The 13,696-nt window shown below is 37.0% G+C and carries 14 protein-coding genes; 8 read left to right on the top strand and 6 right to left on the bottom strand.

Features of this window, described 5'->3' with window-relative positions; translation table 11 throughout:
- Nucleotides 1-275 precede the first annotated feature (275 nt).
- The 3 genes from PKC55_RS05680 (at nucleotide 276) to PKC55_RS05670 (ending at nucleotide 4,538) form a co-directional block, all read left to right on the top strand.
- Nucleotides 276-2,540: a GH92 family glycosyl hydrolase gene (locus PKC55_RS05680; protein WP_283686834.1), complete on the top strand. Its 2,265-nt coding sequence runs from the start codon at nucleotides 276-278 to the stop codon at nucleotides 2,538-2,540.
- 167 nt (nucleotides 2,541-2,707) lie between these two features.
- A complete protein-coding gene (locus PKC55_RS05675; RefSeq protein WP_324372220.1) occupies nucleotides 2,708-3,295 on the top strand; it encodes an acyl carrier protein phosphodiesterase in 588 nt (195 codons plus the stop codon).
- 148 nt (nucleotides 3,296-3,443) lie between these two features.
- Nucleotides 3,444-4,538, top strand: coding sequence for a glycosyltransferase family protein (locus tag PKC55_RS05670; protein WP_291124229.1), 1,095 nt, complete (start codon nucleotides 3,444-3,446; stop codon nucleotides 4,536-4,538).
- Nucleotides 4,539-4,661: 123 nt separating this feature from the next.
- Here PKC55_RS05670 and PKC55_RS05665 read toward each other — a convergent pair whose 3' ends face one another.
- Nucleotides 4,662-5,438 carry a hypothetical protein gene (locus tag PKC55_RS05665; protein ID WP_324372218.1) on the bottom strand — a complete coding sequence of 259 codons (777 nt, stop codon included), beginning with the start codon at nucleotides 5,436-5,438 and terminating at the stop codon, nucleotides 4,662-4,664.
- Nucleotides 5,439-5,729: 291 nt separating this feature from the next.
- Between PKC55_RS05665 and PKC55_RS05660 the strand changes: the two genes are divergently transcribed.
- The 5 genes from PKC55_RS05660 to PKC55_RS05640 all read left to right on the top strand — a co-directional run bounded on the left by PKC55_RS05660 (nucleotide 5,730) and on the right by PKC55_RS05640 (nucleotide 9,008).
- The gene (locus PKC55_RS05660) at nucleotides 5,730-6,005 is read left to right on the top strand and encodes a zinc ribbon domain-containing protein (protein ID WP_135103640.1); all 276 of its coding nucleotides are present in this window, start codon (nucleotides 5,730-5,732) and stop codon (nucleotides 6,003-6,005) included.
- Between the two features lie 9 nt (nucleotides 6,006-6,014).
- Complete coding sequence (locus PKC55_RS05655) at nucleotides 6,015-6,905, top strand: AraC family transcriptional regulator (RefSeq protein ID WP_291124225.1); 891 nt, start codon at nucleotides 6,015-6,017, stop codon at nucleotides 6,903-6,905.
- Nucleotides 6,906-7,134: 229 nt separating this feature from the next.
- A complete protein-coding gene (locus PKC55_RS05650; RefSeq protein ID WP_324372214.1) occupies nucleotides 7,135-7,374 on the top strand; it encodes a hypothetical protein in 240 nt (79 codons plus the stop codon).
- 95 nt (nucleotides 7,375-7,469) lie between these two features.
- On the top strand, nucleotides 7,470-8,231 hold the full coding sequence (locus PKC55_RS05645) for a GNAT family N-acetyltransferase (RefSeq protein ID WP_291124223.1): 762 nt from the start codon (nucleotides 7,470-7,472) through the stop codon (nucleotides 8,229-8,231).
- A gap of 249 nt (nucleotides 8,232-8,480) precedes the next feature.
- Nucleotides 8,481-9,008 (top strand): hypothetical protein, encoded by a 528-nt coding sequence (locus PKC55_RS05640; protein ID WP_135103643.1) that lies wholly within the window; start codon nucleotides 8,481-8,483, stop codon nucleotides 9,006-9,008.
- Nucleotides 9,009-9,080: 72 nt separating this feature from the next.
- Here PKC55_RS05640 and PKC55_RS05635 read toward each other — a convergent pair whose 3' ends face one another.
- The 5 genes from PKC55_RS05635 to PKC55_RS05615 all read right to left on the bottom strand — a co-directional run bounded on the left by PKC55_RS05635 (nucleotide 9,081) and on the right by PKC55_RS05615 (nucleotide 13,581).
- Nucleotides 9,081-9,659: a DUF4468 domain-containing protein gene (locus tag PKC55_RS05635; protein ID WP_291124221.1), complete on the bottom strand. Its 579-nt coding sequence runs from the start codon at nucleotides 9,657-9,659 to the stop codon at nucleotides 9,081-9,083.
- Between the two features lie 73 nt (nucleotides 9,660-9,732).
- A complete protein-coding gene (locus PKC55_RS05630; RefSeq protein WP_135103645.1) occupies nucleotides 9,733-10,881 on the bottom strand; it encodes a hypothetical protein in 1,149 nt (382 codons plus the stop codon).
- A gap of 4 nt (nucleotides 10,882-10,885) precedes the next feature.
- Nucleotides 10,886-11,866 (bottom strand): D-alanine--D-alanine ligase, encoded by a 981-nt coding sequence (locus tag PKC55_RS05625; RefSeq protein ID WP_283686826.1) that lies wholly within the window; start codon nucleotides 11,864-11,866, stop codon nucleotides 10,886-10,888.
- 24 nt (nucleotides 11,867-11,890) lie between these two features.
- Nucleotides 11,891-12,958, bottom strand: coding sequence for an RluA family pseudouridine synthase (locus PKC55_RS05620; RefSeq protein WP_291029217.1), 1,068 nt, complete (start codon nucleotides 12,956-12,958; stop codon nucleotides 11,891-11,893).
- Entirely contained in the window at nucleotides 12,958-13,581 is a 624-nt protein-coding gene (locus tag PKC55_RS05615) for a PASTA domain-containing protein (RefSeq protein WP_135103648.1), read from the bottom strand. Before PKC55_RS05615 ends, PKC55_RS05620 begins: the two co-directional genes overlap by 1 nt.
- Between the last annotated feature and the right edge of the window lie 115 nt (nucleotides 13,582-13,696).

Raw genomic sequence — 13,696 nt, 5'->3', positions numbered from 1 at the left:
TTTTTAATTTTGTTGGAGCATCAGTTTTTTATAGCTGGTGCTTTTTTATGGATAGTTTCCGTGTTGTATATAAGTATGTTACGAAACGATGTTGATAACTTTATAGAAATATAAGCGGTGATATAAGTGTTTAAATATAAAAATGTTAACTTTATAGCCGGAATAAATAGTATGCCCTTAATCTGTTTTTCTATATATTATATAGCCCAAGTATAATAGATAGATGCAATAGATTGTACACTTTGCTTAAATAATATTAATTTAACCTTAAGAAAATGAAGAAAGTATTTATTGCAATTGTTGCTGGTATACTGAGTATAACTGCTACAGCTCAACTTGACCTTGTGAAGTATGTAAATACACTACAAGGAACCAATTCGGAACATGCCCTTACAAGAGGGAATACTTATCCTACTACTGCGTTGCCGTTTGGAATGCATACATGGTCACCGCAAACAGGGGAGAATGGAAGCGGATGGAAGTATCAGTATAAAAAAGATTCCATCAGGGGCTTTCAACAAGCTCACCAATGTAGTTCATGGACACGAGACTATTGCGTGTTTTCATTGATGCCCGTGATTGGACAACTGAAAGTAGATCAATATGACCGCGCCGCAAAATTTAGTCATGACAATGAGATCGGAAAGCCTCATTATTATAGTGTAAAGCTTGATAATGGTATAAAAGTGGAAATGTCTCCTACAGAAAGGGGAGCACATTTACGGTTTAATTATCCCGGAAAACAAAATGCATATTTAGTATTAGACGGATATATAGGTTTATCGAGTGTAAATATCGATCAGAAAAAAGGAAAGATTACAGGATATATAACAAATAGTTCAGGCAGACTATCGCAAGATTTTAAAAACTATTTCGTGATCGTCTTCGATAAGCCAATTATAGCTTATGGGACTTGGGATAACAAATCGAAGGATATAAAAAGTGGCAATAATGGTGATGCAGGAAAGGGAATTGGAGCATATGTTCAGTTTGCATCAGGAACAACTGTACAAGTTAAGGTTGCTTCATCATATATAAGTCCCGAACAGGCAGAGTTGAACCTGAGTAAAGAACTGGGAGGATATAAAAAACTTGAGGATACAAAAAATGCTGCATGGAAAATCTGGAATGATCATTTGAATCGTATATTGGTAGAGGATGATTCTGAAGAAAATAAAGCAACATTTTATTCCTGTTTTTTTCGTGCAAGTCTATTTTCCCGTAAATTTTATGAAGTAGACGCTTACGGTGATTCATTCTATCGCAGTCCCAATGATATGAAGGTTTATAAAGGTTACTATTATACCGATACAGGATTTTGGGATACTTTTCGAGGACAGTTTCCTCTGACATGTATTCTCCACCCTACTATGCAAGGACGTTATATGCAGGCATTGGTAGATGCTAAAGATCAGTTCGGGTGGTTTCCTTCATGGGCCTTTCCTCACGAACAGGGCGGTATGATAGGAAATCATGGGATATCGGTTCTTGCTGATGCTTGGGCAAAAGGCATACGTACTTTCGATGCAGAGAAGGTGCTAAAAGGATATTATCATGAAATAACAAACGATGGTCCCGGTGCTCCCGCTAATGGCCGTAAAGGGTGGAAAGAGTATTTCACATTAGGTTATATTCCCTATCCTGACGTAAGAGAATCTACAGCTAAAACATTAGAATATGCATACGATGATTTTTGTGGGTATCAATTGGCTAAAATGACCGGGAATGATTTCTATATGAATGTTTTTGGAAAACAAATGTATAACTATAAGAATGTTTATGATGCAGAATCCGGTTTTATGCGTGGGCGTCAAAAAGATGGAAAATGGGTTCCAAACTTTGATCCTTACGAATGGGGAGGTCCATTCACCGAAGGCTGTGCATGGCATTATCTATGGTCCGTTTTTCATGATCCGCAAGGATTGATAAACCTGATGGGGGGTGAGAAGAACTTTATCACTAAGATGGATTCGGTATTCACTGTAAGCAATAAGTTTAAGGTAGGTACATATGGACGTGTAATTCATGAAATGGCAGAGATGGAAATGGCTAATCTGGGACAATATGCACATGGTAATCAGCCTATACAACATATGATTTATCTTTATAACTATGCCGGTGAACCATGGAAATCTCAATTTTGGGCTCGTGAAGTAATGAAGAAACTTTATAACGCCACAGAGGATGGATATCCTGGTGATGAAGATCAAGGTCAGACATCATCTTGGTATGTACTCAGTGCCCTGGGATTTTATAGTGTATGTCCGGGAACGGATGAATATGTGATTGGAAGTCCTCTCTTCAGAAAGGCAACAATAACGATGGAGGATGGTAAGAAATTTATTATTGAAGCTAATAATAACGATACACAAAATGTTTATATACAATCGGCAACACTAAATGGAAAAAGCTTTGATAAAAACTATGTTCAATATAAGGATATTATAAATGGAGGAACCTTGAAATTTGAAATGGGAAGTCAGCCGAATAAGAATAGAAATACAACAAAAGATGCCGCGCCATTTTCTTTGACAAGATAATATTTTGTTACAAATAGTAGAAAAAGATTAGGAGATATTTTTTAGAATATCTCCTTTCTTTTTGATCAGACTTGTCCTTATTCTTATTCAGTATTGTTGGCCTCAAGTTGTATGTCTCTCATATAACTAAAAAAGCATATCTTTGTGTCCAGAAAACTAGAGACATAATGAATTTCCTTGCACATGCTTACCTTTCTTTCGGAGATCCTGAAATATTAGTGGGGAATATGATTGCCGATATGGTAAAAGGTAAACAGATAGAACAATATCCCGAAGGGATACAACGTGGTATACATATACACAGGCAGATAGATACTTTTACCGACAGGCATCCCATACCCTTGGATACGATGACTATCTTCAAGGAATCGGCTGGCAGATATGCCGGTCCCTTTTTAGATGTCTCTTACGATCATTTCTTAGCTCTCGACGATAGTAGCGAGCCCGGGGAAGGCTGGGAGGCATTTGCCCAGAGATGTTATGCCCAGATAGAGCAAAGTGTAAAGCATCTTCCTTCTAAATTCTGCTCAATGTATATGTATATGAAAAAAGAAGATTGGCTTTATAATTATCGTCACAGATGGCTGATAGAACGAAGCTTCGAAAGGCTGAAAAACAGAGCAAACTATCTTGATGATGATGCACCTGTATTTGCCGACTTCGAAAAGCATTATAAAGACATACAGGAGAGCTATAAATTATTCTTTCCCCAATTGAAGGCATACGTAGAGGATATATCGGGTGAAGATATGTAATCCCGAGAGTATGAATGATTATAGTACGAGGTAGATTCATATTACTGATCAATCTAAATTCTATTATCTTTATACACAAAATACAAACTAAACCAGATTAGGGAGTTAAATTAGATATACACTTAATATTTTGCAAATACTATAATATATGAAAATACTTTTGATAGGAGAATATAGCCGGGTACATCTTACTCTCGCCGAAGGTCTGAGAAGTATGGGGCACGAAGTTGTAGTTGCGTCAGACGGAGACGGTTTTAAGAACTATCCGAGGGATATTGACTTGTCTCGCAAAAGTTCGGGCATAATAGATACTTTGACAAGTCTGATATCTGTTCTTGGAAAATTTAAAAAGTTTAGGGGCTATGATGTTGTTCAGCTGATAAATCCATGCTTTACTACTCAGAATGTAAAGGTAAATAATTACTTGTATAAGAAGCTGAAAAAGAATAACAAGAAGGTTTTCTTGGGGGCTTTTGGCGACGACTTTTATTGGGTAAAGGCATGTCTTGGCAACGAAATATTTGATTATTCCGAGTTTTTTGTTGACGGCAAACCTATAAATGTAGACTTCAACCAACGGTTTATCGACAAATGGATAGATACTCCTCTCGAAGACTCTAACGTAATGATGGCAAATACATCCGATGGAATAGTTGCTTGCCTGTATGAGTATTATGTCGCTTATGAGCCATTTTTTAAAGATAAAGTAAGATATATTCCTCTGCCCTTAAATACCTCAGAAATAGAATTTCAGCCCATCGCAGACGAACCCGAAAAAGTAAATTTCTTTATTGGTATCAACAAGGTACGAGAGAAGTTTAAAGGGACTGATGTTATGGAACGGGCATTGGCTAGAGTGAAAGACAAATATCCGGATAAGGTGATTGTTACCCGTGTAGAATCGGTTAGCTATGATGTATATCAAAAGTTGATGTCGGAGGCACATGTTGTGCTCGATCAGCTGTATTCGCATACTCCAGCCATGAATGCGTTGCTGGCTATGGCGCAAGGTAAAGTGCTGATAGGAGGGGGAGAGCCTTATATTTACGATCTATACGGCGAATACGATAATAGGCCAATAATAAATGTGCATCCTACCGAAGATGATGTCTTCGAGAAGCTGGAGTGGGTAGTATTGAATAAAAAACAAATACCCGAAATATCAAGAAAGAGTCGTGAGTTTGTAGAAAAAAATCATGACTTCCTTACTGTTTCAAAAAAGTATCTTGATTTTTGGAAATAAAAGTATTTATAGCAGATCTTCTCTTAGCTGTAAGAAATATTATAATAAAGCGAGGATAATTCGACTCTGAATTACCCTCGCTCTCTTTATTTACTACTCACTATAAAAACCTATATGCCTAATTTATCTGCTTCTAGTTGCTCTTTCTCTGTTCGAAGCCAGTCTGTAGTTTCCTCTTTCTTCAGAAGATGAACGTTTTACATTCGACTCTTTCCTGGTCTCTCTGCTGGAAGACGGTCTGCTGCTAATGTTATTATTAGTTCTTTCAGTTTGTCTGTTATCGTATCTTTGTTCTTTATTATTGTTTCTTCCGCTGTTTAAGTTTCTGTCGTTGTTGCGACTTTGTTCACGTCCATTGTAATTATAATCTTTGCGGTTATTGTCTTTTTTGTTATAATTATATCTGTCATTATCCCTTCCGTTGTATTTATATTCGTTACCCCTATAGTTGTTGTGTTTGTTGCCTGAATACCATGCTACTCTGTTGTTACGGCTGTCTCTGTAGCGATTATCGCGGCTATCACGGATGATCACTTGAGAGTGGTGTCCTTTATAACGACCATAGTCTCTACAGTGTATGTGGTTGTATCTCCAAGGGTTTGCTACATTTACCAAAACTACTTTGTGCATTCCGTACAAATCGTAATTGCGATAAGCATACGGTAAATAACGAGCTGAGATCCATCTTCCTCTGTCAAAATAGAAGAATAGCCCTGAATTGACATTGAAGTAACAGTTAATATCAGGCATGTAGTAATAGTCTACATAATCATATCCCACAGGTCCCCAGGCAGGTTGACGTCCTATATTGATACTAATATTTATATTTTGAGCTTCTGATGTATTGTAGAATGATGCTACACCGATCAATAAAGCGAATGCTAATAGAAACTTTTTCATGACTATATGTATTAAAAGGTGAATACTTTTTTTATCTCTTTGTATCTTTGATTCGATTAATATCAGAAAGATTAATCGGCAGAGACTTGTTTAACGTTAATTAACGAGAGGTTTCTTTTGTTATGCTGTGTAAATGTCTTATTTTTAATTTGTTGTTTGCATTCTGTGGATAAGTGAGCTATCTGCGTTTGTATATTAAAAAACCAAATAAGCAAGATTGGATAACCCTTCATTTTATCATATTTCCGTTATTTGTAGTGCCAATTAATTATTAATAAAACAAGAACTATTATGGACCAGAAATTTTGCCAAAGTTGCGGTATGCCTCTTAATGTGAATGAAGATTTCGGAAATAATGCAGACAACAGTAAGAACGAAGATTATTGTCGCTATTGCTTTACTGATGGTAAGTTTACAGAAGACTTTACGATGGACGAAATGATTGTGCATTGTGCTCAGTTTGTAGATGAATTTAATAAAGACTCGGAGCAAAAGATGACAAAGGAACAAGCTATAGAACAAATGAAAATGTATTTTCCAAAGCTGAAGCGTTGGGCGCAGGCATAATTACTATTAATGAAGGAAACTACCCAAAGCGAATACGATAAAGCGGTAAACAATGTAGTTGACTATATCGATCGTCATCTTTTTGAAGTACCTGATATAAAAAGGTTGTCTGAGATAGCTAATATCTCCGAATATCATTTTCATCGTATATTTAAAGCTATAATAGGGGAAAATATAGGTGAGTATATCAATCGCCTTCGCTTAGAATATATTGCAGAACACTTGCAGATGACAAAGCATACGTTGAGCGAAATCGCCGTGAAAACCGGCTATGGAACAAAGTATGCTTTGTCAAAAGCATTCAAGAAGCATTTTGGTATTTCTCCTTCAGCCTTTCGTATGCAGGAAGAAGATGCGTCCAATTTTTTTAGAAAAGCTGAAAGAGTAACCATCTCCCTTGTTCCTGAAATAAGGAAAATCTCCTCCAAACAGGTTGTATATATTCGTATAATAGATAGCTACGGTGCTGCGGAATCATATACAATCGCATGGAAGAAACTGGGACAGTTTGCAAAAGAGAACAATCTGGTGAATGATAAAACTGAGTTTATAGGACTCAGTTTCGATAATCCAACCATAACACATCCTCAAAATTGTAGATTCTATGCTTGTTTTACCGTAGATAGAGAAGTGAGACCTCAGGGAGCTTTCGGTTTACAAAAGATAAGTGGGGGGATGTATGCTATTTTTACGCTTAAAGGTTCATATAGTGGATTGCTGGATATGTATTATAATATCTACCTCAGGTGGTTACCGCAAAGTGGCTATAAATTGCGAGGGGGATATGCTTTTGAGAAATATCTGAATAGTCCGAACAATGTTTCGGAGGATGATGTACTGACCGAAATATACATTCCCATTTCTAAGTTGGAAAATTTTGATCAGCCACTATTTTTGTAATTTTGTAATTGCTACTTTAGGGAGGTATAAACTAACCAAATCAAGATTCAATTATACTCTCCATCCCGAACCTCCCCAAAGGGGAGGTACTTGCTCTCAGAATGATGAGTTTTGATTCACTTTACAATTTATAGTTCTTCTGTAGAAGAATCAACGGTCGATGACCGAAGAAAGTTAAGGAAGGAAGTCGAATAAATAAAAAAACAAAAAAAATCACTGTTAAAATCCATTGGTAACCGGAAGTCCGCAAGAAGCAGGAGTTCCTCTCAGAATGTCGGTACGACTAGTGATTAATAAATCGAATAATCAACATCATTCAGATTGCGTTCACCCCAATACCTTTGGATATGTAAAGGTATGGAGAATCGAAAAGTATGCTGTTTCATATTTACAAAAAGTACTGTTTCATATTTACAAATTCGGCTACACTTATCGCCTGTTTTATAGTGCAGGTCAAATAATCGACTAGAAAATAAGATTATAGGCAGAAGGCTGAATTGCCAGCTATTTTTATAATTATTACTTTTACAACAAGGGGAGTTAGAATCGTTATTTTTGAAAAATATGAATATAATCAAGCTTACAGAAGAAAATCTATTAACAGAACATATTTGTTGTGCAATTAGTAGTAAGTCTACAGCAAAAGGAGTTGAAGCCAAGAAAGAGTGGTTGAGTAAACGGTTTAAGGAAGGCTTGAGATTTATAAAGTTCGATGTAAAAGGGAAGGCTTTTATAGAGTATATCCCTGCAAAGAATGCTTGGGTTCCTGTCGATGCAGAAGGCTATATTTTTATCAATTGTTTTTGGGTATCGGGCTCGTTTAAGGGGAAAGGCTATGGGAAACGTTTGTTGGCAGAGTGTGAAAAGGACGCTCGCTCACAGGGTTACAAAGGTGTGGTGTTGATCGTTGGAAATAAGAAGAAACCTTTCTTGTCGGACAAAGCTTTTATGCTTCATAATGGATATGAGGTGTGTGATACTTGTGACCCTTATTTTGAATTGATGGTAAAAAACTTCGATCGAAGAACAACAACGCCTTCATTTAAACAATCAGCAAAGTCCGGGATGGGAGACGGGGTAAGAGGTGTCGATATTTTTTATACAGAGCAATGTCCTTTTACTGTTCCTTACACAAAATTGTTAGAGCCTATTATTCAAGCTTCAAGCTATCCTGTAAGGTGTCATCGGATAGAAACAAAGGAAGCTGCTCAAAATCATTTTTCGCCTGTAACAACTTATAGCCTGTTTGTGGATGGCAAATTTTATACAAACGAAATATTGACTGCGGATAAGTTAAATAAATTGATTGAAACGGTAAGAGGTTGATTTATGTTCGTTGTTTTCTGCCTAATTATGATATTTGTCTTACTTCTAATTGTAAAGTTAAGATTATCAGCTCTCAAAGGGTATGTGTTAATGTAAAAGCATGAGGGTGAAAATGCAGGAGGCTTTCCTCTGTATGAAATATATTTGTTCTATTTTCAAAAAAAGCATTATTTTTGTGTCATCATTAACAGAAATTTTAGAATACACAGTGCTTAAACAAACCAATAAAACTAAAACAACAATTAAATTATGAGGAAATTAGCATTTATTTTATTTACAATAACTACGGTTTTTGCCTTAACCTCTTGTGGTAGTGATGATAAAAAAGAACAAGTGTTTTTTAATGGTGATTGTAAACAATCTGTTGTACTGGAATCTGGTCCGGCAAATTCGTCAATAACTACAAGTGAAGTTTCGGCTACCCTTGATGATATGTTAAAGGGTGCAACTGGTTATGGCTCTCCTGTTTCAACCGGCGAATTCCATGTAAATGGAGCTAATACAGTTGTGAAGATAACAGGTCTTCCAGATAATACTGTTCTGAAAAACTTTAGTTTAGAAATCAATGGTCTTAAGAATGACTTTGGGGATATTCCTGTTACTCATACCAATCTTTATACAGGCAACTCCACCTACTTCCAAAAGGTATTTGATAAAATGATTAAAGATAAGAAGCTCTCAACGAAAGCGACATTTACCCCAACTGAGAAAACATCTTCCGATGTAAAATTAGAAATAGTATTGTCGGGAAGATTTTCATACTGGGCAAAGAAATAAAATACTGATTTAGTGAATTACAAAAGAGGGCTATTCTACAGAATAGCCCTCTTTGTGTATTGTTGTAAATCTTTATTGAGACTTGTATATATTTTCAAAATCCTCGTTAAGCTCGTTCAGAAAATACAATGTGCTTTTACTTGTATTCACTTTCAGCTCTTGGAAGCCATCATTTGCTTTTATTGCATCGTTCGTAATAAAGTCTTCTGCTCTGATTATACGCGTAAGGAGATTGCCTTTTCCTGAATTTTCATACAGATAAGAGATATCTGTAATTTCCAGTACACATTTATCCTGAAATAAGAACCCGTTTACACGGTAGCGCATAATCATTTTTTCACGCACTCCTTTCGAGTCGGCAGGTAGTAATAACTCTATCCTCGATTTTGCTATAAATTCGTGGTTCTGATAACCATATCGTATACTGGATATAAAAGGGTCTTTCCCGTACTTTGTTCCGGCCCAATCTTTAAGTATCTTATAATTATCTTCTATGGATAAGTTCGGTTTTGCCGGAATTTCCTTTATAAACGTCACTTTCCCTTCAAATACAGGGATAGACGTAAATTTCTGACCTTGCTTTATTACTTGAGCAAAACATGCGGCAGAAATGAGACTACATACGATATAAATCAAAAACTTTTTCATCATTTTATCTTTTTTGATTTATACAAATATATGAATATATTTTTAACTTAAACCCTTGATCGGAATTATCCTGTAATCAAGACTCTATTGTAGTCAGATAGTTCTTCAATGTATTCGAATACATTTCCAGCATTTTATCCCATACAAAGTCGTAGTCGATATAGTCGAGGTCTATTTTCTTTATTTGCTTATCCAGATAGTCTTTAAACTCTTCCAATTGCTCGGATGTATATTTGTCCTCAAACCTTGTTTCTTTATAGAAGAGATCAAAGGCTATGTAGTTGCACGGAAATATTTCATAATTGCGGTGTATTTCCTTATCTATTATCTGGGCTGCAATTTCGGGTTGCAATCGTTTGTCGGGTTCTGTGATTTTATCCAACTCATCATTGATGCAGTTGCCAAAGCGAAATACTACATTGCCTTTCTTACCTAAAATGCCAATTTCCATGTTTAGAAGGTCGTCACGCTGAGTTTTTTTGAAATCAGGATTGTCTCTCTTTTGTTGAAACTCTTTTGCTTTCAGATAATCGCAAGGGTCGTATTCGTATGATATGGATAGCGGAATAAGATTCAGCTCCTTAAGACTTTCGATAAAAGATTTGTCTTCGGGATATAGAGCTAGCATTTTTAATAAACTGTCTTGAGTGCGGTCGTCCGAGTTTTTAGCTCGCCCTTCACGTTGGGCAATCCATACCGATTCTTTTTTCTCAGAAATGGCATAGTGTATATATTCAGACATATGTTTTGATGCTATCAATCTTTCTTTTATAGATAGTCCACGTCTTACAATAAAGCTCTTGTTGAGGCGCACAAGCTTGTCTATCCAAGGGTGGATAAGCAGATTGTCACCTATTGCTATTTCTGTGGTCTCAAAGCCTTTCTCGTGGCGCAGAATATTTAGCAACCCGGCATCGAGTACAATATCTCTGTGGTTTGATAAGAACAGGTGCTCTACCGACCGGTCGATACTCTCCCAGTTGTCGAGCTTCATGCTCGATGATACTCTCATACCCAATGCTTTTATCACAGGGTATATCATACGGCTTTGAAATTCTTTTTTTGTTGCGTATTTAGACATTTCGGCAGAAAACTCAGCCCAATCTATTTCGGGCATAATGTATTTTACTGCGTGCTGAAAACCGGGGTCAACCAGTATGTCCTGAATGGCTTGCTTCACCTCGTGGTCGTAGAGAGGTGCTATATCGTCAAATTTGCTACTCATGGTATCAATTTACATTAAATTCGTTTTCTATAATCTCTGTTAAGACTTCAGTAATATTTAAGCCCGCAGCAGCTATCTGTTGAGGGATAAAGCTGGTCTGAGTCATGCCCGGAACGGTATTTACTTCTAATAAGTAAGGCTTATTATCTGAAATGATAAAGTCAACTCTGATAATGCCTTTCGCTCCTACCAAATCATATATTTTACGAGTTAATCGTTGTATCTCTTCTGTTATTTCCTGTGATATCCTTGCCGGAGTTATTTCTTCAACCTGTCCTTCGTATTTAGCATCATAGTCAAAAAAATCATTCGATGTAACTACTTCTGTCAAAGGAAAAACAACCTCTTTGTTTTTTGTTTTGTAACAGCCGCATGTAACTTCTGTTCCCTTGATAAAGCTTTCGATAATCACATCCGGTGTTTCGCCGAATGCCACGTCAATTGCTTTTTGTAGTTGATCAACAGACTTTACTTTAGTTGTTGCAAAACTTGAACCACCTGTATTCGGCTTTACAAACATGGGTAAGCCCAATTTTTCGGTGATACTATTTATATCGTACTTAGAATCCTTATTCAAATATAATGAATCGGCAACTCTTATCCCAAAGTTTCGAAGAAAATTGTTGCATACAAACTTATTCATTGTTAGCGACGATGCCATCATGCCGCATGTGGAGTAGGGAATGTCAAGCATATCAAAGTACGCTTGCAAGTGACCGTCTTCTCCGGGCGTTCCGTGTATGATGATAAACGCAAAGTCTATTTTAATCTTTTCTTTTCCCGGTGTGTGAAAGGTAAAGTCGTTTTTGTCAACAGGAAGTGTTTCTCCATCGATCTCAACAGTCCACCCTTCTTTAACGATCTTTACTTTATACAGATTGTATTTTTCCTTGTCCAAAAAAGAATAAACACCAGCCATGCTTTTTGCTGAGACGATAACTTCGGAGGAATAGCCTCCCCATACAATGGCTATATTACGTTTCATTTTATACGAATGATTATATATTTATTAAATGTCTCTATATGCTATATATCCACGCCATTTCTCCACCAGCTGAGCCATGTCGTCGGGTAGTGGAGCTTCGAACATCAATTCTTGACCTGTTCGCGGATGTACAAACCCTAATGTCTGAGCATGAAGCGCCTGTCTTGGGCAGATATTAAAGCAATTTTGTACAAACTGTTTATATTTAGCAAAATTAGTTCCCTTTAATATTTCATTTCCGCCATACCGTTCGTCGTTAAATAAGGTATACCCGATGTGCTTCATGTGTACGCGTATCTGGTGGGTACGTCCTGTTTCGAGCCTACACTGAATGAGTGTGACGTAGCCCAGCCGTTCCAATACCTTATAGTGCGTAACGGCATGTTTGCCGTAGTCTGCTTCGGGGAATACAGTCATCAGCATACGATTTTTCAGGCTGCGACCAATATTGGCCTCTATGCGTCCTTCGTCATCAGTGATATTACCCCATACTAAGGCTATATATTGTCTTTTTGTTGTCTTATTGAAAAATTGGGCTGACAAATGCGTTTTTGCATAAGCGTTTTTAGCCACAAGTATAAGTCCCGATGTGTCTTTGTCGATCCGGTGCACAATACCCAATCGAGGATCTTTCGAATCGTATTCCGGCGTATCTTTCAATCGGTATGCGATAGCATTTACCATTGTGCCCTGATAATTGCCAAATCCCGGATGCACGACAAGACCCGGAGGTTTGTTTATCACCATTAGGTCTTCATCTTCATATACTACATCTAATGGGATGTCCTCGGGTATAATTTCCAATTCCCGTGGGGGGCGATTCATAACCACCGATATGACGTCGAGCGGCTTGATTCTGTAGTTGGATTTTACCGGAGTATTATTTACTAATATGCAGTCTGCTTCGGCTGCTTGTTGTATGCGGTTGCGCGAAACTCCAACTATATGCATAGCCAGATATTTATCAACGCGTATCATACCCTGACCTTTATCGGCTACAAAGCGATAGTGTTCAAATAACTCGGAATTCTGATCTTCTACAAGTTCGTCTTCCGAAAGGTCATCTATTTCATCAAATGAATCGTCGATCATTATTCAAAAAAAGATTTTTCGATGTCTTGTGAGTCAGATTGTTCAGTTATACTGTCTCCCTCACTTATATCACCTCCGGCTCCTACGGTCATTACCAGCGGAGATCCTTTTGGTATTTTCTGATTCGGTGTTAGCTGTTTTCCTCTATACGAAATAGATATAACTAACCCTTTATAAGCGGCAGGTACTTCCTGTATGGTTACTTTGTTAAAGCCTAAAGACGCTAACTGAGCTTCGGCTTGCCTTCTCGAATAGTCTTTCAGTTCGGGCACAGATACCAGTTGCACACCTTTAGCTTTTATAACTAAAAATACGGTACGCCCTTTTTTTACTTTCGATTGCTCTTTCGGGATCTGTTCGATAATAGATCCGGGTGCACCTTCCGCCTGGAAAATGGAATCACTGATCTCGTATCTCAAATCCGATGACTCCAGTATTCCTGCTGCATCTTGGACTTGCAGTCCTTTTACGGTAGGAACAGTGATGGACTCATTATGCTTGGTATAAAAATTGAGAAGAAACAATACGATTATAACCAGTCCTACAAAGGCCCCGATCATCATCAGTACATTCTTCACATAGATATTTTTTAATAACCTAAATATGATATTCTCTTTCTTCATGTATGGCTATCCTTATCAAACGACGGTACAAAAATATTAAAAAAATACTTCTTTCATTTGTTTTACCTTACTTATTTAAGTTATAATAAGATAAATGAGAAGGATAATTGATTTC

It is taken from the genome of Dysgonomonas sp., assembly GCF_035323175.1.
Taxonomy (GTDB): Bacteria; Bacteroidota; Bacteroidia; order Bacteroidales; family Dysgonomonadaceae; genus Dysgonomonas.
The sequence above is the reverse complement of the archived record's forward strand: the minus strand, read 5'-3'. Positions and strand labels throughout refer to the sequence as shown.

Excerpts from the sequence above, each read along its gene's own strand:
- PKC55_RS05645 (WP_291124223.1), top strand. The coding sequence starts at position 7,470 with ATGAATATAATCAAGCTTACAGAAGAAAATCTATTAACAGAACATATT.
- PKC55_RS05625 (WP_283686826.1), bottom strand. The coding sequence starts at position 11,866 with ATGAAACGTAATATAGCCATTGTATGGGGAGGCTATTCCTCCGAAGTT.
- PKC55_RS05680 (WP_283686834.1), top strand. The coding sequence starts at position 276 with ATGAAGAAAGTATTTATTGCAATTGTTGCTGGTATACTGAGTATAACT.
- PKC55_RS05670 (WP_291124229.1), top strand. The coding sequence starts at position 3,444 with ATGAAAATACTTTTGATAGGAGAATATAGCCGGGTACATCTTACTCTC.
- PKC55_RS05640 (WP_135103643.1), top strand. The coding sequence starts at position 8,481 with ATGAGGAAATTAGCATTTATTTTATTTACAATAACTACGGTTTTTGCC.
- PKC55_RS05615 (WP_135103648.1), bottom strand. The coding sequence starts at position 13,581 with ATGAAGAAAGAGAATATCATATTTAGGTTATTAAAAAATATCTATGTG.
- PKC55_RS05675 (WP_324372220.1), top strand. The coding sequence starts at position 2,708 with ATGAATTTCCTTGCACATGCTTACCTTTCTTTCGGAGATCCTGAAATA.
- PKC55_RS05620 (WP_291029217.1), bottom strand. The coding sequence starts at position 12,958 with ATGATCGACGATTCATTTGATGAAATAGATGACCTTTCGGAAGACGAA.
- PKC55_RS05630 (WP_135103645.1), bottom strand. The coding sequence starts at position 10,881 with ATGAGTAGCAAATTTGACGATATAGCACCTCTCTACGACCACGAGGTG.
- PKC55_RS05635 (WP_291124221.1), bottom strand. The coding sequence starts at position 9,659 with ATGATGAAAAAGTTTTTGATTTATATCGTATGTAGTCTCATTTCTGCC.
- PKC55_RS05665 (WP_324372218.1), bottom strand. The coding sequence starts at position 5,438 with ATGAAAAAGTTTCTATTAGCATTCGCTTTATTGATCGGTGTAGCATCA.
- PKC55_RS05655 (WP_291124225.1), top strand. The coding sequence starts at position 6,015 with ATGAAGGAAACTACCCAAAGCGAATACGATAAAGCGGTAAACAATGTA.
- PKC55_RS05660 (WP_135103640.1), top strand. The coding sequence starts at position 5,730 with ATGGACCAGAAATTTTGCCAAAGTTGCGGTATGCCTCTTAATGTGAAT.